Raw genomic sequence first — 18,208 nt, forward strand, 5'->3', positions numbered from 1 at the left:
CTGCCCCGCCAGGTCACCCTCGCGGTCTGTCTCGCCCTGCGACCCATGACCTCCCGCGCTCCTGCGTCCGGGGTGCGTGGTGGCGCCGTCGGTCACACTGTCGCAATCGCGGCGCGAATGTACGCTCGTCAGGCACCCCGCGCCAGAGTGAATTTCCCCTAGGCAGAACCCTCCCCTGCCTGACGAGTTGACCCCCCATGACGATCGGCTCGTCAGGCGGGCAACTTGGGACGCTCAGATGGATGGCGCGTGGATACCGTGTACCAACGCCGCCCGCGCTCCGCCGCCCCCCGTTTTCGCCCGAACACCTTTCCCCACCCGAAGAAACGCCGCAGCTTTCCCGCCGTGCCCCACGCGCCGGACCCCGCCCCTCGCATCTATCCCAGCCGGAACGACCCCCTCACCAGGGCCGACCGGGATCTCGCCGCCGAACTCAACGCCGAGCAGGCTGCCGCGGCCACGTTTGGTAATGGGCCCCTCCTCATCATCGCGGGCGCGGGCACCGGAAAGACGCGGACCCTCACGTACCGCGTCGCGGACCTCATCCGGCGCGGCATCCCGCCGGAGCGCATCCTGCTCCTCACCTTCACGCGCCGCGCTGCCCAGGACATGCTCCAGCGCGTCGAACGCCTCGTCGGCTCGGCCAGCCGGCAGGTCCACGGGGGCACCTTCCACGCCACGGGGCACCGGCTGCTACGCCGCTTTGGCGCCGCCGCCGGCGTCCCCGCGGACTTCTCCATCATGGACCAGGGGGACGCCGAAGATCTCATGCAGCTCTCCCGGGCCCACCTGGGATTCGCCGACGCAAAGAAGAAGCGGTTCCCGAAGAAGGAATCGCTGCACTACATCTACTCGAGGCACGTCAACACCGATCTGCCGATCGACGGCATTCTCCGCGACGAGTTCCCGCCGTTCGTCGAGTATCTCGACGCCATCTCGGCGATCTTCGCGGACTACACGGATCGCAAGGCCGCTCGCAACCTGGTCGACTACGACGACCTCCTGCTCTTCTGGCTCGCCATGCTCGAGTCATCGGCGAGCCTCGCCGCCCGGCTCGCCGGCCTCTACGACCACATCCTGGTCGACGAGTACCAGGATACCAACGTCCTGCAGGCGCGCGTGCTCCAGGGCATGGCGCGCCCGCACGGCAACATCGCGGTGGTTGGCGACGACGCGCAGAGCATCTACAGCTTTCGCGGCGCATCCTTCCGCAACATCCTCGACTTCCCGCGCACCTTCGACGGGACGACGATCGTCACGCTCGAGGAGAACTACCGTTCGACGCAGCCGATCCTCGATGCGACCAACGCCCTGATCGCCAGGGCCGAGGAGCGCTTCACCAAGAACCTCTGGACGAAGCGGGAAGGCGGTGAGCGACCGTGGCTCGTTTCCATTCAGGATGAGCAGCAGCAAACGCGGTTCGTGGTCGAGCGGATCCTCGAGCTGCACGAGCAGGGGATGCCGCTGGGTGAGATGGCGGTGCTGATTCGCGCCGGGTACATGTCGGCCGACCTCGAGATCGAGCTGACCAACCGCAAGATCCCGTTCGAGAAGTGGGGCGGCCTCAAGTTCCTCGAAGCGGCCCACGTGAAGGACGTGCTGGCGTTTCTCCGGGTGCTGGAAAACCCACGCGACGAGGTGAGCTGGTACCGCATCCTGTTGCTGCTGCCGGGCATTGGAGACTCGACGGCGCGCGAGACGATCACCGCAATGGCGGATCGCGGCTGGGACCCGCGGGCGTTTGCGTCGGTCCCGGTGCCGCCACGCGCCCGCGCCGCGCAGGCGGCGCTGGGCACGCTGCTCGGCCGGCTCGGCCTGCCTGACGAGACGGAGGGTTCGGTGGGCCGCGACATCGCCCGCATCCGGACGCTCTACGACGATATCCTGCGCGAGAAGTACGACCGGATCGAACCGCGGCTCTCGGACCTGGAACAGCTGCAGGTAATCGCCAGCGGCTACCCGAGCCGCGCGAGCTTCCTCTCGTCGCTGGCGCTCGAACCGCCGCAGGCGACGCAGGATCTGGGCTTCGGGCCGAGCGATGACGACACCGACGCGCTGGTGATCTCGACGGTGCACAGCGCCAAGGGCAAGGAGTGGGACGCGGTATTCCTGATCTGGGCGGTGGACGGCTGGTTTCCGATGTCGCGGTCGTTAGGCAGCGACGAGGAACTGGAAGAGGAGCGGCGGCTCATGTACGTGGCGATGACGCGGGCCCGCAATCACCTGGCCGTGACCTACCCGCTCCACGCGTATGCGTCGCGCCGCGGCGCCGACTATTCCATCGACCAGCTCTCGCGGTTCATCGACCGTGAGGTCCGCGGACTGATGGAACGCGTGGTTCCACAGGTCGAAGCGCCCGACGCGCCGCCGCCGGAGCCCCAGGCGCCGATCGACCTGCGCGCCATCATGCGCGGGAGATTCGGCGCGCGCTGAACCGTTGACGGGGGCCGGTTCGAGGCACGGTGCATCTCGGATCCTGGCATGGCGATTCATGGCGGGGCGCGTGGCGTCAGCGCCTGCCCGAGACCATACCCGCTCATCGCCGCGCTTCGGGCCGCTCCATCCACGACCGCAGTGCGGCATAGGGATCACTCGCGGTGGCCACCAGGCGCCTGACGAGGGTGATGGTCGATGCCAGGTCGCCGCCATTCCGCCGGTGGAGCTCGTCGAACAGGTAGAGCTCGGAGGCATACGTGCGGCGGGCCAGCAGCGCGGCGTTGTCGAGCTGCAGGCGCGAGAGCCTGGCGCCGTCGAGGGTTCGCAGGCGCGGCGCGATGTCCCGACGCAGGACCGCACGCATGACCCCGTAGACCGAGTCGCGCGCGGCGATGCGGGCGCTCGACGTGCGCCCGGGCACGGCGAACACGCTGTCGATCTTGCTCGCGGTGGCTTCCCAGAAGGCACCCAGCAGCTTGTCATCCTCCCATTCGAGATCGGCGCGGCGCGCCATGTGAGCGTCTCCGCGCCGGCGGAAGAACTCCGCCGCGCCGCGGGCGCCGACGAAGCTCGCGAAGGATTCGTTGAACACCACCGACCCCTTCACGAAGAGCGTGGTGTGCAGCAGCTCGTGGATGACCGTGGCCGCCAGGCCGGCAGAATCCTGCGCGATCGTGGTCGACAGCAGCGGGTCGTCGAACCACCCGAGCGTAGAAAACGCCGAGGCAGGCCGCAGGTAGGTGTCGAAGCCCGCCTCGCGCATCGACGCCGCGGTGCGTGCGGCGAGCTCGAAGTCGAAGAAGCCCTTGTAGGGAAACCGCCCCACGACCGGAAACCACCACGTGTGTGCGGCCAGGGTGTCGCGCCGTGACGCCGAGAGCACCAGCACCAGGGTGTCCCGGTCGAGTTGCACGAAGGTGGTGAACTCCCGTGCGGCGCGGAGCCCGATGTGCTGCAGGGCAAAGGTGCGCACGTCGGTGACGAGGCGCAGGCGCGCGGCGGTTCGGGGCGGCGTCGCGGAATCGGCGAGCAGGTCGGTGATGTCCCGCCGCGCGGCAAGGATATGGGCCTCCTCCCAAGCGGCACGCGCGATGTAGCGACCCGTCGCGGTCACCGCACCGAGCAGCAGCAGGATCGCGACGACCACGCCGGCGATGCGCAGGACGATTCGAAGGAGGCGTCGCACGCCGCAAGGTCGTTTGGCGTCGCACGGAGTTCAACTGCGCAGCGGCTTCGCGGACGACCGGCGCGCAAGCGCGCGGGCGCGGAAGCAGGTGCGCATGCACGTGCGACGCGTGGGGGCGCGGGCGCCGCGCGGATGGACGCGCACCCGTGGGCAGCGGGCGCGGCGCTGATCAACGCACACCGCGTGGGGGCGCAGCAGCGGCACACACAGCCGCGCGACGCACCGGCGCGTTTGCCGAGGCCACGGGGCGCGCGCGGAGCCGCGTTCGTGCCCCCTCGACGCCACAGTCGGCGCAAGCTCTTGCCTTCCCCTTCCCGTCCGGGCTTCGTATGGAAGGCCCGCCCGCTCGCCCCTCGCCTCGCCCACCCGCGCCCCACGACGTGAGTTTCGTTCACCTCCACTGCCACTCCGAATACTCGTTGCTCGATGGCGCGAACCGCATCGATGACCTGATCCGGCGCGCCCAGGAGTTCGAGCAGCCGGCCCTGGCCATCACGGACCACGGCAACCTGCACGCGGCGTGGGAGTTCCAGGAGAAGGCGAAGAAGGCGAAGGTCAAGCCGATCATCGGCATGGAGGCCTACGTGGCCCCGGGCGACCGTCGACTGAAGACGCGCGGCGCGATGGGCCAGAAGCCGTATTACCACCTCGTGCTCCTCGCGCGCGATCTCACGGGGTACCGCAACCTGGTGAAGCTGTCGTCGCTGGCGTACACCGAGGGCTTCTACACGCGGCCCCGTGTCGACCGCGAGCTGCTCCGTCAGTACTCCGAGGGCATCATCGTCTCCTCGGCCTGCATGGCGGGCGAGATCGCGCACCACCTGGAACTTGGCGATCTGCATGGCGCCATCCAGGTCACCGAGTGGTACCGCCACGTCTTTCCGGACCGCTACTACCTGGAGGTGCAGGCGCACGATTCCGAGGGACAGGCACAGCTCAATACGCGGATCCTCGACCTGGCGAAGCGCACGGGCGTCCCGGTGATCGCGACGAACGACTCGCACTTCCTCAAGGCCGACGACCACGACGCGCACGACGTGCTGCTCTGCATTGGCCTGGGGAAGGACCGCGAGGACAAGGACCGCATGAAGTACGACGCGGGCCTGTACTTCAAGAGCGCGCCCGAGATGGCGGCGCGTTTTCCGGACCATCCGGAAGTGATCGCGAACACACTGGCGATCGCCGACGCCTGCGACGTGCAGTTCCCGAAGAAGTACCACGTGCCCGCCTTCCCGCTGCCGCCGGAGGCCGCCACCGAAAACGCGTTGCTGGTCTCGCTGGCATCGACCGGTGCCGGTGTGCGCTACGGAGTTCCGCTCCCCGCGCATGTGCAGGAGCGGCTCGACTACGAGCTGCGGGTGATCGCGGACTCGGGATACGCCGGCTACTTCCTGATCGTCGCGGATTTCATCAAGGCGGCGCGCGATCGCGGCATTCCGGTGGGTCCGGGACGCGGCTCGGCGGCCGGGTCGCTCGTGGCGTACGCCCTGCGCATCACCGACGTCTGTCCGCTGAGGTACGACCTGCTGTTCGAGCGCTTCCTCAACCCGGAGCGCGTGTCGATGCCCGACATCGACGTCGACTTCTGCTTCGAGCGGCGCGGCGAAGTCATCGAATACGTGCGCGAGAAGTACGGAAAGGAAGCGGTGGGCCAGATCGTGACGTTCGGCACGATGAAATCGCGCGCCGCGGTGAAGGACGTGGGCCGCGTGCTTGGCTTCACCCCGGCCGAAACCGATGCGCTCGCAAAGCTGATTCCCAACCAGCCCAACTTCTCGCTCACCGTTGGCGAGGCGATCGCGAAGATCGCCGACGTGCGCAAGCTCTACGAGTCGGACGACCGGTACCGGCAACTGCTGGACTACGCCGTGGCACTCGAGGGTTTGTCGCGGCACACGGGCGTGCACGCCGCCGGCGTCGTCATTGCCCCAGGACCGCTGGACGACTACGTGCCGATCTGCACGCAGGAGTCGCGCGGATCGGGGAGTGGATCGGACGAGCGGGTGGTGGTCACGCAGTACGACATGAACGCGCTCGAGAAGGCGGGCATGTTGAAGATGGACTTTCTGGGTCTGACCACGCTCACCGTCATCTTCGACACGCTGCGCGCGATCGAGGCCACGGGAGCCGTGGCGCCGGACCTCGACGCCATCCCGTACGACGACGCCGAGACGTACCGCATGCTGCGCCTGGGGCGCACGGTGGGCGTGTTCCAGTTCGAGTCGCCGCTGGCCACGGACATGTTGCGCGCGATGCGCTGCGACCGGTTTGACGATCTGGTCGCCTCCAACGCCCTGATGCGTCCGGGTCCGCTGGATGCCGGCATGCACAAGGTCTACCAGCGGCGCAAGCGCGGCGAAGAGCCGATCGTCTACGCGTTGCCCGAACTCGAAGCGATCCTCGAACCCACGTACGGCGTCATCACCTACCAGGAACAGGTGATGCGGATCGCGCAGGTGCTCGCCGGCATCTCGCTCGCCGAGGCCGACGTGCTGCGGAAGGCGGTGGGGAAGAAGGATGCGGAACTCATCAAGGTCGAGCTGGGCAAGTTCGTGTCGAAGGCCGTGGCCCGCGGCTATGACGCGCGCATCATCGAGGAACTCTCGGGGCAGATCGAGACGTTCGGTCGCTACGGGTTCAACAAGTCGCACTCGGTCGCCTACTCCGTCATCTCCTACCAGACGGCGTGGCTCAAGGCACACCATCCTGCCGAGTTCATGGCGGCGCTGCTGTCGTCGTCGATCGGCGACACGGATAGCGTGGTCAAGTTCATCAACGAAGCGCGCGAGCTGGGCATCACCGTGTTGCCGCCGGACGTGAACGAATCGGGCTACAAGTTCACGGTGGTGGGCCACAAGCGGATCCGCTTCGGGCTCGGCGCCATCCGCAACGTGGGACGCGCGGCCATCGACTCCATCCTGGCGGCACGCGCGACCGCGCCCTTCACGAGCCTGTTCGACCTCACCGAACGCATCGACCTGCGGCTGTGCAACAAGCGCGTGTTCGAGGCGCTGATCCACTCGGGCGCCGTCGACACGCTGGGCGGCCACCGGGCGCAGTACCTGGCGACGCTCGACGCCGCGCTGCAGGAGGCGTCGCTGCGGCAGAACGAACGGGAGACCGGGCAGTGGTCGCTGTTCGGCGAACCGGTCGAGGGCCCCGAGGGGGCGGGCCCCCACGGCGCGGCGCTCACGCTGCCTAACGTCGGGCACCTCTCGGAGTCGGAACGCCTGACTCGGGAGAAGGAAATCCTCGGGTTCTACATCTCCGGCCACCCGCTCGAGCCCTATCGCGCCGAGTGCGAGCTGTTCGCGTCGCACACCGTGTCGGCGCTCGGGACGTGGCAGGAGGGCTCGATCTCGCTGGGTGTGGTCGTCACCGCGATCAAGCGGCAGGTGTCGAAGCGGAGCGGCGCCGAGTTCGCGCGGCTCACGGTGGAGGACTTCTCGGGATCCTCGGAACTGCTCGTGTTTCCCGAAGCCTGGGCCGCGCTGGCGGATCGCATCCGGCCGGACGTGCCGCTGCTGATGAAGGGTGGCTACTCGCGCCGCGACCAGGGACAGGACAACCCGACGTTCATCGTGGAGTCGGTGCAGCGCTTCGAAGAGCTGCGGATCGCGGGGCAGGTCGCGGTGGAACTGGTGGTCGACGGGCCGGCGGCGGCGCGGGCAGGTGAAGGCGCTCTCATCGGGGGCGACCTCCCGCCTGGCGTCTTTCAGGACGTCCGGATCGTGCTCGAAGGGCATCCCGGATCGGCGCCGGTTGAGGTACGTTGGGAGGATGGAACGGGGGGCGTGGCCCGATTGCGGTCGCGCTCGCTCAAGGTGGCCGCGAATGGCGCAGCGCTTGGAGAACTTCGCGCGCTGCTGGGGTCGGACCGGGTGCGACTGATTCGCGTCGGAGGGTAACCGGAATGGCGAGTACTCCTACGCTCGAGTTCGAACGGCCGATCTTCGAGCTCGAGAAACAGATCGACGAACTGAAGAAACTGGCGGGTGACCAGCAGCTGTCGGTCGAGTCGGAGATCGCGCCGCTCGAGCAGAAGCTCGCGACACTGCGCACGGAGGTCTATCGCAACCTGTCGCCGCTGCAGCGACTGCAGGTGGCGCGCAGCAGCAAGCGCCCGTTTTCGCTGGACTACCTGCGCCTCTGCTTCACGGACTTTGTCGAGCTGCATGGCGACCGGCTCTTTCGCGAAGACGCGGCGATCGTTGGCGGCTGGGCCCGCCTGGACGGCGAGACGGTCATGGTCATCGGTCACCAGCGCGGGCGTGACACCAAGGAGAACCTGCGACGCAACTTCGGGATGCCGCACCCCGAAGGCTACCGCAAGGCGCTCCGCCTGATGAAGCTGGCGGAGAAGTTCCACGTTCCGGTCCTCACGTTCATCGACACGCCGGGCGCGTGGGCCGGCCTGGGCGCCGAGGAGCGCGGCCAGGCCGAAGCGATCGCGCGGAACCTGTTCGAGATGAGCCACCTCGAGGTGCCGATCATCGCGACCGTGATCGGCGAGGGCGGATCGGGTGGCGCATTGGCGTTAGGCATCGCCGACCGCGTCCTGATGCTCGAGAACTCGGTCTACTCGGTGATCACGGTCGAGGGCTGTGCCGCCATCCTGTGGAAGGACGGCAAGAGCCCGGAAATGCGCGAGCGCGCGGCCTCCGCGCTCAAGATCACCGCGCAGGATCTGCTGGAACTCGGCGTGATTGACGAGATCGTCCCCGAACCCGCCGGCGGCGCCCATACCAATCACGAAGTGGCGGCCGCTGCGCTGCAGGAAGCCCTGATCCGTCAGTACGAGGAGCTGCGCAAGATGAAGCCGGAAAAGCTCGTCAGGCGGCGCAGGGAGAAGTTCCTCAAGATGGGAAAGTTCACGGAATAGGAGCGTGAACGGACGGGCGGGTGGAGAGGAGCGAGTCGGACCCAGACGCTCGCCGAAGGGGCCATCGCGCGTGTTCGCGCGGCACGACGGCCGGAGCCCCGATGAGCTGGCCAATGGTTGGCGCCATCCGCGGCGCTGCCGTCGTGGGACGGATGCCGTTCAGGAACGCATGACGCAGTCGTGGCTCAACGCCCAGGCGGCACGGCGGATGGACGGGGAGAAGGATCGCCAGGCATTGCAAGCGACCTGGCGCCACGGCGAGCCGCAGCAGGCTCCGGACCGATCGATGCCGGACGGTCGGCGTCCGCGAGGATGGACGCAGGACGGACGAGCGCTGGTCGGATGGGCGGTTGGGCATGCGCGGTCGTGTCAAACGGAGGGCTCCCGGAGCGCTTCCCCGACCGCTTAACCTTGAGAGGCCCCTCAAATGGCGAGCGCTGCAACCCACGCCGAGGGCGAGGTGTTGCGCGTCGTTCATCCGTCGATCTCCCGGCATCCATCCGTCCCAGGTTCATCCGTCCACCGGCTCATGCTCGTCGAGGTTGCCTTCAAGGGAAACCGCAAGGAGTTCTTTCACTGGGACGCTGACGACGCGCTCCCGTCGAGGGCGCCGGTCATCGTCGAGGCGGATCGCGGCGAGGACCTGGGCTATGTGCATGCACAGGGAGAACACGCGGAGAAGCGGTTGAAGGGCGTGCCTCACGCTCCCGAGGAGGGCGTGACCAGGAGCGTGCGTCGCCTGGCGTCGACAGACGACGTCCATCGCGTCGAAGAGTTGCGGGAGCAGGACGACGTGGCACGACGCAAGGCGGTGGAACGGGTGAAGGCCAACGGGCTCGTCATGAAGCTCACGGATGCCGAGTGGCGCTGGGACCGTCGCAAGCTCACGATCTATTTCACCGCCGAGAAGCGGGTGGACTTCAGGAATCTCGTGCGCGAGCTGGCGTCGATGTTCCGCACACGCATCGAACTCAAGCAGATCGGCGTGCGCGACGAAGCGAGGCGACTCGGCGGCATCGGGCGCTGTGGGCGCGAATACTGCTCGGCGGCGTGGCTGCCTGACCTGCGGCCGGTGAACCTCGGCGTGGCGCGCGATCAGCGGCTTTCGCTCAACCCGACGCAGATCTCGGGCGCGTGCGGACGGCTCATGTGTTGCCTGCGCTACGAGCACGACTTCTACGTGCAGCAACGCAAACGATTCCCCAAGGAGGGACGCATCATCGAAACGGCACGCGGCGAGGAGAAGGTGGTGTCGAACGACATCTTCCGCGAACGCGTGACGCTGAGGAACGCCGAGGGGGAGAGTCGCATCGTTCCGCTGGCGGAGCTGCGACGCGAGTGGAAGGCAGCGCCGGACCGCACGATCGAAGACGAAACGCCACCCATTCCGTTCGAGGGGCTGAGCGATGAGGTGCTGCGCCTCCAGGACACCTCGGAGATGCCGGCGTGGCTGCCGCGAACGCCGACGGGTGGCCACGAGGCACGCCGCGCCTTGCCCGTGCGTGACGTCGAGGCGGCCGCGCGCGCCGATGCCACGGCGCCTGATCCGCGACCGCGCCGCGAGCGCGACCAACGACGGAATGCCGGTGAGCGTCGCCTGTCAGGAGAGCGTCCCGGAGCACGCCGAGGCGACGAAGAACGCGGAGACGGCGGAGCACTCCGAGACAGCCGAGAACGCGGGCCCGACGGAGAACGCCGAGGCAACCGGGATCTCCGAGGCAACCGAGAACGCGGACCCGACGGAGAACCCCGAGGCAGCGGCGAACGCCGAAACGACGGCGATCGTCGCGAACGCGCGCCACGGACCAGCCCGGAGCAGCAGACGTCTTCTGGGGCGGCAGGGGATTTCGGCGGCGAGGCGAAAGGTGCCGAGCCCGAGTCGTTGCCGCAGCGAAGCGACGCGCAGGCCGCGGGCGACGCGGAGTCTCAGGAAGGGCAGGAACGCCGGCGCAATCGGCGTCGCCGCGGCCGTCGCGGAGGGCGTCGCCCCGACGCTGACGGCGATGCCTCACCTTCGACCGACGGAGCGGATTCGTGAGCCGGCCGTTCTACATCACCACCGCGATCGACTACGCGAACGGTGACCCGCACCTGGGCCACGCCTTCGAGAAGATCGGCGCGGACGTGATCGCCCGGTACAAGCGTCTGGCCGGTGATCGCGTGCATTTCCTGACCGGCCTCGACGAACACGGGCAGAAGGTCGCCCAGGCGGCGGCCGACCGGGGCCTGTCGCCGCAACAGTTCGTGGACGCCATCGCCGGCCGCTTCACGGCCATGTGGACGCGGCTCGGCATCTCCAACGATCAGTTCATCCGCACGACGGACGCGGCACACAAGCGCGGCGTGGTGGCACTGATCGAACGCATTCGCGCGATCAGCCCCGACGACTTCTACGAGCAGACGTACGAGGGGTGGTACTGCGTGGGGTGCGAGCTGTTCAAGCGCGAGAACGAGATTGCCGACGGCAAGTGCGTGCTGCACCCCACGCGCGAACTGGCGTGGACGCAGGAGCGCAACTGGTTCTTCCGGCTCTCCCGACACGCGGAGTTCCTGCGGAACCTGATCTCGGGCAATGCAGCGTTCCTGCGACCCGAGTCGCGGCGGAACGAGATGTTGGCCCTGTTGGACCAGGGGCTGGAGGACATCTCGATCACGCGCTCGCGTCTCTCGTGGGCGGTGCCCTTCCCGCTGCCCTCCTCGTCTGGTGAGACGCAGGGCACGTGGGTATGGTTCGACGCCCTGCCCAACTACATCACGGCAGCGGGGTACCCCGACGCGTCGTTCGCCGACCGGTGGCCGGCCCAGGTCCACGTGGTGGGCAAGGACATCAATCGGCTGCACTCTATCGTTTGGCCAGCGATGCTGCGCTCGGCAGACTTGCCCATCCCGGAGGCGGTATGGGTGCACGGGTTCGTGCAGCTGGGCGGCGAACGCTTCAGCAAGTCCGCGGGGGTCAAGCTCGAGCTGGCGGATGCGACCGATCGCTTCGGCGTGGATGCGTTTCGCTACTTTCTCATGCGTGAGGTGCCGTTCGATGGTGACGGCAACTTCTCGTGGGAACGGTTCGAGGAGCGCTACACCGCCGACTTGGCGAATGCCTGGGGCAACCTGGCGAGCCGTTCGATCGCGATGGTGGAGAAGTACTGCCAGGGCCGCGTGCCCTCAGCGCCCCTAACCTCGCTTGATGAGGCGGACCGCACGGACTACGACGCGTATCACGCCGCCATGGACGGACGAGACGGGTATCTGCTGCACGAGGGCCTCAAGGCCGTGTGGAGCACGATCGCGCGCGGCAACGAATACGTCGATCGGCAGGCGCCGTGGAAGCTGGCCAAGGATCCGGCGCAGCGACCAGCGCTCGAGGCGACGATGGCGGCGCTCTGCCGGCACCTCGCCCGGCAGTGTGTGGCGCTCTACCCGTTCATGCCCGGCAAGTGCGAGGAGCTGTGGCGCCAGCTCGGAGCACCGTCGCACCTGCCCGATCAGCGGTTCGAGCACCTCGCGTCGCTCGATTGCGCCGGCTGGGCGGTGAGCAAGGGAGCGGGACTGTTCCCGAAGGGCTGACGACCGTCGTTCACTGACGCGTTGCTGCATCTCGGACATTGCGTCCGGTCTGGCCCGGTCGAGTGCGCCTCGTCACCGCCGAGGCTGTGACGTCAAGCCTTGTGACTCCGCGCCCGGAGAGCGCATTTCAGGGCGTCGCGTCCCTTTCGAAATGCGCCGCTGGACGATCCTGCTGATCTCGCACGACACCGAAGCTCCGCGGAGTTTCACGTTCACCGAACGCGCGTTGCGCGTAGCGGGGAGCGTTGGCGTGGGCGCCGCACTCGTCGCAGCAATCGGCGTGGGCACCCTCATTGCGCGGTCCGGAGATTGGCCGGCGCGCGACCCATCGCGCGCGCTCGCGCAGCACGATTCGGGCGCCTCGCCGCATGTGGCCGCGTTGCGCACGCAGGTGGGCGCCATTCGCAGCGCGCTCGACACCATCCGCGCGCAGGATGCGCGCATGCGGGCGATTGCGGGCGTGCAGACCGCGGCGGACTCGCTCCTCGCGCATGCCGCGCACCTGGCCGAGCAGTACCGTCTGCTGGGGAAGGCGGCGATGCGACTCGATACCCTGGACGTGCTGTCGCTGAGGCCCGAGAGCCTGCGGGTCGCGACCGCGAGTAATGCCCGGGTCCGTCGCAACGGCCGAGCCGTGCAGTGGGCGCCGACGCGGAGTGGCGCCGTCCTCGCCGGGTTCGACGCCGAAGTCGCTCGGGCGCAATCGGCGTCCGACGGTCGGTGGCAGATCGACCTTCGCGCTCCTGGGGGCCTCGTTGGCCGCGTCAGCGCATCGGGGCGACCGGTGGTGCGCGAGGGAGAGCGCGTGCTGGCCGACCAGCCGGTGATGTTCGTGGCACCGGCGCCTAACGCTGGCGACGCGTGGTATGAGTTGCGTCGCAACGGCATCGCACTGGACCCGACGTTCTCGCGCGGTGCGTTCAGGCCCTGATCGGGCGGGTGGTCTGCGCGTCCCCGCACGACTGTTTCCCGGTGCGCGGGACGCGAGAATGCAGGCGCCTTACGGGGGCGGGGCGACCGGGTCGCCACCACCCGACGTGCCTGTGGAGATGCCTCGAACGAGCAGACCGACCGCAATCCCACCGAGCGCGGCTACGATCACCGTTCGAATGGTCCTCGGGCGATCGATCACCCGCAGCTCCATTCTCGCCACCGCGGATCGCGGCACGCTGACCGGCTCTCCGGTCCAGGACACTCGGCGATCCTCGGCGGTCATGGTCTGCGAAACGGCGAGGCGCCACACGTTGGACTGCTCCTCGAGAAGTCGCCCGTCGAGGACCGTTACGTTGCGTCCGACGGTGGTAGCGAGCGACGAGCTTCCCTCGGGCGTGAGGAAGGACCGTACTTCGGTGCCGACCTCGGGCTGCGGCGTGGCAAGCGGCACGTACTTGTAGCACGCACCGAGGCTCGCGGCGGAGAGCGCGAGGAGAATGCGGAAAGCTGGGCGAGTCATGGTGGCGAAGTTGCCATCGAGGGGCCTCACATACAAGCGACACCCGGGGGTCCGAATCGCCCCATGTGACTCGTCACTGGCGCGAACCCTTGCCGCGGCCCCCGAGCAATCCGGCCATACCCGTGTCGATACGAAGGCCTCGCCGAGGGCCACTGCCCCGACCACCGTGAGGGGCCGCCACCAGCCAGGTACGTTCGCGAATGCTGAGTCCGACCCCTTCTTTCTTGCTCCTGGCTTTCTGGGCCGCGCTCGACCTCTGCTCCTGGGCTCTATGGGCCCCGCAGTGGCCTACTTGCTGAAATCCACCTTCGGCGCTTCCCTCGCCTCGGGCGTCGTCACCTCGAAGTACTCGCGGGCCTTGGCCCCGATCACCTTGGCCGTCAACACCGCCGGGAACCGCCGGATGTACGTGTTGTAGGTCTGCACCGCCCCGTTGTAGTCGGTCCGGGCCACGGCCACGCGGTTTTCGGTGCCCGTCAATTCATCCTGCAACCGCAGAAACGCCGCGTCAGACTTGAGCTGCGGGTAGGCCTCGACGGCGATCATGAGCCCGCGCACGGCCGCGGTGACCTGTTCGTTGGCGTTGGCCATTTCCTTCGGGTCGCCCTTCTGCAGGGCGCCCTGCAGTCCGGCACGCGCCTGAGCGACCTGCGTGAAGACTTCGAGCTCCTGCTTGGCCTGCCCCTTCACCGTTTCCACGAGATTCCCGATGAGATCGTGCCGGCGCTGCAGCTGCACCTCGATCTGCTGCTTCCCGTTGTTGACGTTTTCGTCGTAGGTCTGGATGGTGTTGTAGCCGCACCCGGTGAGGGCAAGGCTCGTGGCGAGGAGGGCAGCGCGGAATCGCATGGGGGAACTCCGGAGAGAGGTCGGGGCGGTCAGGAACATGGAACGTGTGCGGGCAGCAGGGGGCGACGATGGTCGCAGTGAAGCATCTCAGGGGACATAGGCATCGAGCCACGCAGCCAGCGACTGCACGGTCGCGAGGTATCGCTCGACGACAGCGGCAAGATCGCCCGCCGGCATCGGATCGTTGTGTCGTACATGCCGAAGCACGCGCTGCACCGCACTGGTGTCGAGCGTGGTCCGCTCGCTCACCCGCTCGCAAACCACAAGCGAATCGGCCGAGGGCGCCTCGCCGTACATGCGCAGCACCGCACGAAACAGCACCATCACCGTGCTCACCGAATCGGTGAGCATCGTGCGCAGCGCCTTCTGATCACCATCGGCCAGCAAGATGGCGTGGCGCATCCGGAACAGCTTGCTCATCGCCTCGTGCTCGAGCTGGAGACGGAGATCCTTCATGTCCACGACGATACCCGCGATGGGCAGGTCGCCGGCGAGCACATGGTGGTGCGCCAGGATGTCGGCGTACTCCATCGGAAAGATGTCGGCCCCGCCCAGCCATTCCGTGCGCGTCATCGTGAGCGGCGGCGGATTACCGGCTTCGCGCCACCCGCGGGCGATCGGCGCCTCGCGGTGCAGGTGTTCCATCGTGATGTGCTCCACGACCACCAGCACGTTGAGGTCCGAATGCTTCGCGATGTGTTCGCCGCGCGCCGCGGACCCGTAGAGCGCCACCGCCACGAGGTCGTTGCCGTAGATCGCCCGCAGCTGAGCGATGAGGTCATCAAGAGTCATCTTCGCCATGGTCACCAACTCCCGCTGGAGCCGCCACCGCTGAAACCACCTCCGCCACCAAACCCGCCAAAGCCACCACCGCCTCCACCCCAGCTGCCGCCACCAAAGCCACCCCCACCCCATGAGCCGCGTCCGTGTCGGTATGAGGTCGCGTTGAACGCCTCGGACGCCAGGAGATACAGGCACCCGCGCCTCCGACCTCCCCTGGCACTCGCCATCATCACGAAGAGCACCAGCAGCACCACGAACACCACCAGCGCAGAACTCGGCTGCACGGTGCCGCCGCCACGTTGGCGCTGGACGAAGCGCGAATCCACGACCGTGGAGTCGAGCGAAAACGAAAACTCGGTCGCGTATCGCTGGGCGAGCCGCTGCGTGATCAGCTCGAGAGCGCTCGAATAGTCCTGTGCCTGCAGGTACGGGATCGCCTCCCGACGGATGTCTCCGGCGATGGCGTCCGTAATGAAGCCCTCGGCGCCCTGCCCCGTCTGGATCGAGATCTGCCCGCGGCCATCGGACGCGGTCTCCTTTGGGATCAACAGCACGACGACCGCGGCGTTGCGCGAACGGTCCCCAATCGCGGCGTTCGAGCCGACGCGCCATTCACGCCCAATCCGGAGGGCCACGTCGCCCACCTCGCGCCCCCCAATGTCGGGCATGGTCACGACGACGATCTCGCCGCCCGACGCCGCCTTCACGGCAAAGATCGCCCGGTTCATCCGCGCCACCGCATCGCCAGACAGCACGCGGGCCTCGTCCACGACCATGTCGGCCTCGGAGGCGCTGAAGCCGCGTGGCGGGGATGGAATGGCGACGGCCTGCTGGAACCAGAGCAACGCGCCCGCGAGGGCAGGAAAGAGTACCGTCACCAGTCGGTGGGGCACGCAGGCGAGCGCAACGTTTGAACGCGGTGGGTCACTGGGCGAGTGTGGTGGCCGGGACGGCGCGGTGGGAAGGCTGGTCGAGTCCGGCGTGCCTCGGGGACCCCGACGCCCGCGCCGTGTATCTTACACCACGCGAAACCATTCGTCCGGGTTTCCGGCCCCCACCCTCGCATCGTCATGCGCCCTGCGCTCCTTGTGATCGCCGCCGTCGCGGTGGCCGCCTGCACTCAGGCCGACGCCAGACCGCTGGCCGCCAACGCACCCAGAATTGTCGACCTGCCGGCTCAGGCCCCCGGGGGACAGCAGAAGGCCCTGCCGGACCCACGCGTCACCCGCGCTGACCTCGCGCGCATCGACGGAAAGCCCGAGGCCAAGCTCTGGATTCTCGTCGTGAGCGACTTCCAGTGCCCCTTCTGCAAGGAATACCACGAGAAGACCGAGAAGCAGGTGCACAAGGAGTTCGTGGAGACGGGCATCGCGCGGCTCGCGTACATCAACTACCCGCTCAAGATCCACAAGAACGCCGTACCGGCGGCCGAAGCCGCGATGTGCGGTGGCGCCCAGGACAAGTTCTGGCCTTTCCATGACCGCCTCTTCGCGACCGTCGGCACGTGGGGCAACCTTGCGAGTCCCTCCGCGGCGTTCGAGGGCATCGCGGCGGAACTCAAGCTGAACGTCCCGATCTGGAAGAAGTGCGTTGCAGACCACGTCATGGTCCCGATGATCCAGGCTGACTACCAGCGCGGGTCGAGTGCCGGCGCATCCTCGACGCCGACGTTCCTCATCGGCCGGGTCGTGATCCCCGGAAACGCGCCGATCGAGGTCTTTCGCACGGCGGTGAAGGAAACGCTGGCCGGCACCATGTAGATCCGTGCACCCCATCACGCGAGCGGCCTACCTCATCGCGGGGCACGCGGCGACGCTCGCCTCGGCGATCGCGCCCAAGGGTGGCCGCAAGGTGCTGCGATCGCTGGCGGCACGGCGGGGGGGGCTGGATGAGTGGGAGGCGTGGGGCCGCACGCGTCGCGACCCGGCGCGCCCCCTGGCCTGGTTCCACGCCCCCTCGGTCGGTGAAGGTTTGCAGGCTCGACCCGTCATCGACTTGATCCGCGCGCGACGCCCCGAGTGGCAGGTGGCCTACACGTACTTTTCGCCGAGCGCCGAGTCGTTCGCCGCGAAGTTGCCGGTGGACGTGGCGGGGTACCTGCCCTTTGACACGCCCCGTCAGGGCCAGCGCCTCGTGGCCGCGCTGCAACCTTCGGCGCTGGTGTTCGCCAAGCTCGATGTCTGGCCGCTGCTCTGCGAGGCGGCACACGGCGCCGGGGTCCCGTTAGGCATGGTGAGCGGGACGGTGTCGCGGGGTTCCCGGCGTCGGGGGGGGCTCGCCCGCGCGCTGACGCGGGACGCCTACGCGCTGCTTGATGGCGTGGGGGCGATCTCCGATGACGACGCGCGCCGTCTGGTTGAGCTGGGGTGCCGGCCGGCGTCCGTTACCGTCACCGGCGACACGCGATACGACCAGGTGTGGGCCCGCGCACGCGGCGTGGATCGCGCGCAGGGCCTGGTCGGCGCGCTCGGCTCGCCGCGCCCGACCATCGTGGCGGGAAGTACGTGGCCGAGTGATGAGGCGGTGGTGCTCCCGGCATTCCTGGCCACGTGCGAACGAGTACCACGTGCCCGGCTCATCATCGCCCCCCACGAGCCAACCGACGCGCACCTCCGGCCGATCGAACGTTGGGGCGAGGCCTCGGGCGTGGATCTCGCGCGCCTGGGCGCGCCTGACGTTGGTGACGCCGACGTGGTGCTGGTCGATCGCGTCGGCGTGCTCGGGGACCTGTATGCACTCGGCACATGTGCGTTTGTCGGCGGCGGCTTCCACGCGGCCGGACTGCATTCCGTGCTCGAACCGGCCGCGTTCGGCATTCCGGTGATGTTCGGCCCAAAGCACGAGAAGAGTCGCGATGCCGGGCTGCTGCTCGAGCAGGACGGCGGCGCGTCGGTGCGAGGGGTGGCCGAGCTGGCCGATGCCATGACCCGCTGGCTTGGACCGGGTGCTGCGATCGCGGGCGACCACGCGCGAACGGTGGTGCAGGACGGCCTGGGCGCCGCGGAGCGTGCGTTTGACCTGGTGTCGCGGTTGGTGGATCCCGGCGAAAACTGAT

At 68.1% G+C, this 18,208-nt stretch carries 13 protein-coding genes; 8 read left to right on the forward strand and 5 right to left on the reverse strand.

The features are described from left to right. Window positions 1-345 precede the first annotated feature (345 nt). Window positions 346-2,433, forward strand: coding sequence for an ATP-dependent helicase (locus IT361_14985; protein ID MCC6318982.1), 2,088 nt, complete (start codon window positions 346-348; stop codon window positions 2,431-2,433). 103 nt (window positions 2,434-2,536) lie between these two features. Here the strand turns inward: IT361_14985 and IT361_14990 are convergent, their stop codons facing one another. Beyond that, window positions 2,537-3,622, reverse strand: coding sequence for an aminopeptidase (locus IT361_14990; protein MCC6318983.1), 1,086 nt, complete (start codon window positions 3,620-3,622; stop codon window positions 2,537-2,539). A gap of 380 nt (window positions 3,623-4,002) precedes the next feature. Between IT361_14990 and dnaE the strand changes: the two genes are divergently transcribed. The 5 genes from dnaE to IT361_15015 all read left to right on the forward strand — a co-directional run bounded on the left by dnaE (window position 4,003) and on the right by IT361_15015 (window position 12,999). After that, window positions 4,003-7,530 (forward strand): DNA polymerase III subunit alpha, encoded by a 3,528-nt coding sequence (dnaE, locus tag IT361_14995; GenBank protein MCC6318984.1) that lies wholly within the window; start codon window positions 4,003-4,005, stop codon window positions 7,528-7,530. 5 nt (window positions 7,531-7,535) lie between these two features. Next, entirely contained in the window at window positions 7,536-8,504 is a 969-nt protein-coding gene (locus IT361_15000; GenBank protein MCC6318985.1) for an acetyl-CoA carboxylase carboxyltransferase subunit alpha, read from the forward strand. Between the two features lie 529 nt (window positions 8,505-9,033). Further along, complete coding sequence (locus IT361_15005; GenBank protein ID MCC6318986.1) at window positions 9,034-10,542, forward strand: hypothetical protein; 1,509 nt, start codon at window positions 9,034-9,036, stop codon at window positions 10,540-10,542. Beyond that, a complete protein-coding gene (locus IT361_15010; protein MCC6318987.1) occupies window positions 10,539-12,068 on the forward strand; it encodes a methionine--tRNA ligase in 1,530 nt (509 codons plus the stop codon). Before IT361_15005 ends, IT361_15010 begins: the two co-directional genes overlap by 4 nt. A gap of 151 nt (window positions 12,069-12,219) precedes the next feature. Next, complete coding sequence (locus tag IT361_15015; protein ID MCC6318988.1) at window positions 12,220-12,999, forward strand: hypothetical protein; 780 nt, start codon at window positions 12,220-12,222, stop codon at window positions 12,997-12,999. 69 nt (window positions 13,000-13,068) lie between these two features. On the opposite strand, the gene IT361_15020 is transcribed toward IT361_15015, so the two are convergent. The 4 genes from IT361_15020 to IT361_15035 form a co-directional block, all read right to left on the reverse strand. Then, the gene (locus IT361_15020) at window positions 13,069-13,521 is read right to left on the reverse strand and encodes a hypothetical protein (protein ID MCC6318989.1); all 453 of its coding nucleotides are present in this window, start codon (window positions 13,519-13,521) and stop codon (window positions 13,069-13,071) included. A 288-nt stretch (window positions 13,522-13,809) separates the two neighbouring features. After that, entirely contained in the window at window positions 13,810-14,370 is a 561-nt protein-coding gene (locus tag IT361_15025; protein ID MCC6318990.1) for a LemA family protein, read from the reverse strand. 87 nt (window positions 14,371-14,457) lie between these two features. Next, entirely contained in the window at window positions 14,458-15,171 is a 714-nt protein-coding gene (locus tag IT361_15030; GenBank protein MCC6318991.1) for a nucleotidyltransferase domain-containing protein, read from the reverse strand. 2 nt (window positions 15,172-15,173) lie between these two features. Further along, window positions 15,174-16,046, reverse strand: a complete 873-nt coding sequence (locus tag IT361_15035) for a TPM domain-containing protein (protein MCC6318992.1) — start codon at window positions 16,044-16,046, stop codon at window positions 15,174-15,176. 177 nt (window positions 16,047-16,223) lie between these two features. Between IT361_15035 and IT361_15040 the strand changes: the two genes are divergently transcribed. Continuing rightward, window positions 16,224-16,913 carry a thioredoxin domain-containing protein gene (locus IT361_15040; GenBank protein ID MCC6318993.1) on the forward strand — a complete coding sequence of 230 codons (690 nt, stop codon included), beginning with the start codon at window positions 16,224-16,226 and terminating at the stop codon, window positions 16,911-16,913. Window positions 16,914-16,917: 4 nt separating this feature from the next. After that, complete coding sequence (locus IT361_15045) at window positions 16,918-18,207, forward strand: hypothetical protein (protein ID MCC6318994.1); 1,290 nt, start codon at window positions 16,918-16,920, stop codon at window positions 18,205-18,207. Window position 18,208 lies beyond the last annotated feature (1 nt).

Source organism: Gemmatimonadaceae bacterium, assembly GCA_020846935.1.
In the GTDB taxonomy this organism is placed as follows: Bacteria; Gemmatimonadota; Gemmatimonadetes; order Gemmatimonadales; family Gemmatimonadaceae; genus RBC101.

Coding starts and splice junctions, on each gene's coding strand:
- IT361_15000 (MCC6318985.1), top strand. CDS start 7,536: ATGGCGAGTACTCCTACGCTCGAGTTCGAACGGCCGATCTTCGAGCTC.
- IT361_15005 (MCC6318986.1), top strand. CDS start 9,034: ATGCTCGTCGAGGTTGCCTTCAAGGGAAACCGCAAGGAGTTCTTTCAC.
- IT361_15015 (MCC6318988.1), top strand. CDS start 12,220: ATGCGCCGCTGGACGATCCTGCTGATCTCGCACGACACCGAAGCTCCG.
- IT361_15020 (MCC6318989.1), bottom strand. CDS start 13,521: ATGACTCGCCCAGCTTTCCGCATTCTCCTCGCGCTCTCCGCCGCGAGC.
- IT361_15025 (MCC6318990.1), bottom strand. CDS start 14,370: ATGCGATTCCGCGCTGCCCTCCTCGCCACGAGCCTTGCCCTCACCGGG.
- IT361_15030 (MCC6318991.1), bottom strand. CDS start 15,171: ATGGCGAAGATGACTCTTGATGACCTCATCGCTCAGCTGCGGGCGATC.
- IT361_15040 (MCC6318993.1), top strand. CDS start 16,224: ATGCGCCCTGCGCTCCTTGTGATCGCCGCCGTCGCGGTGGCCGCCTGC.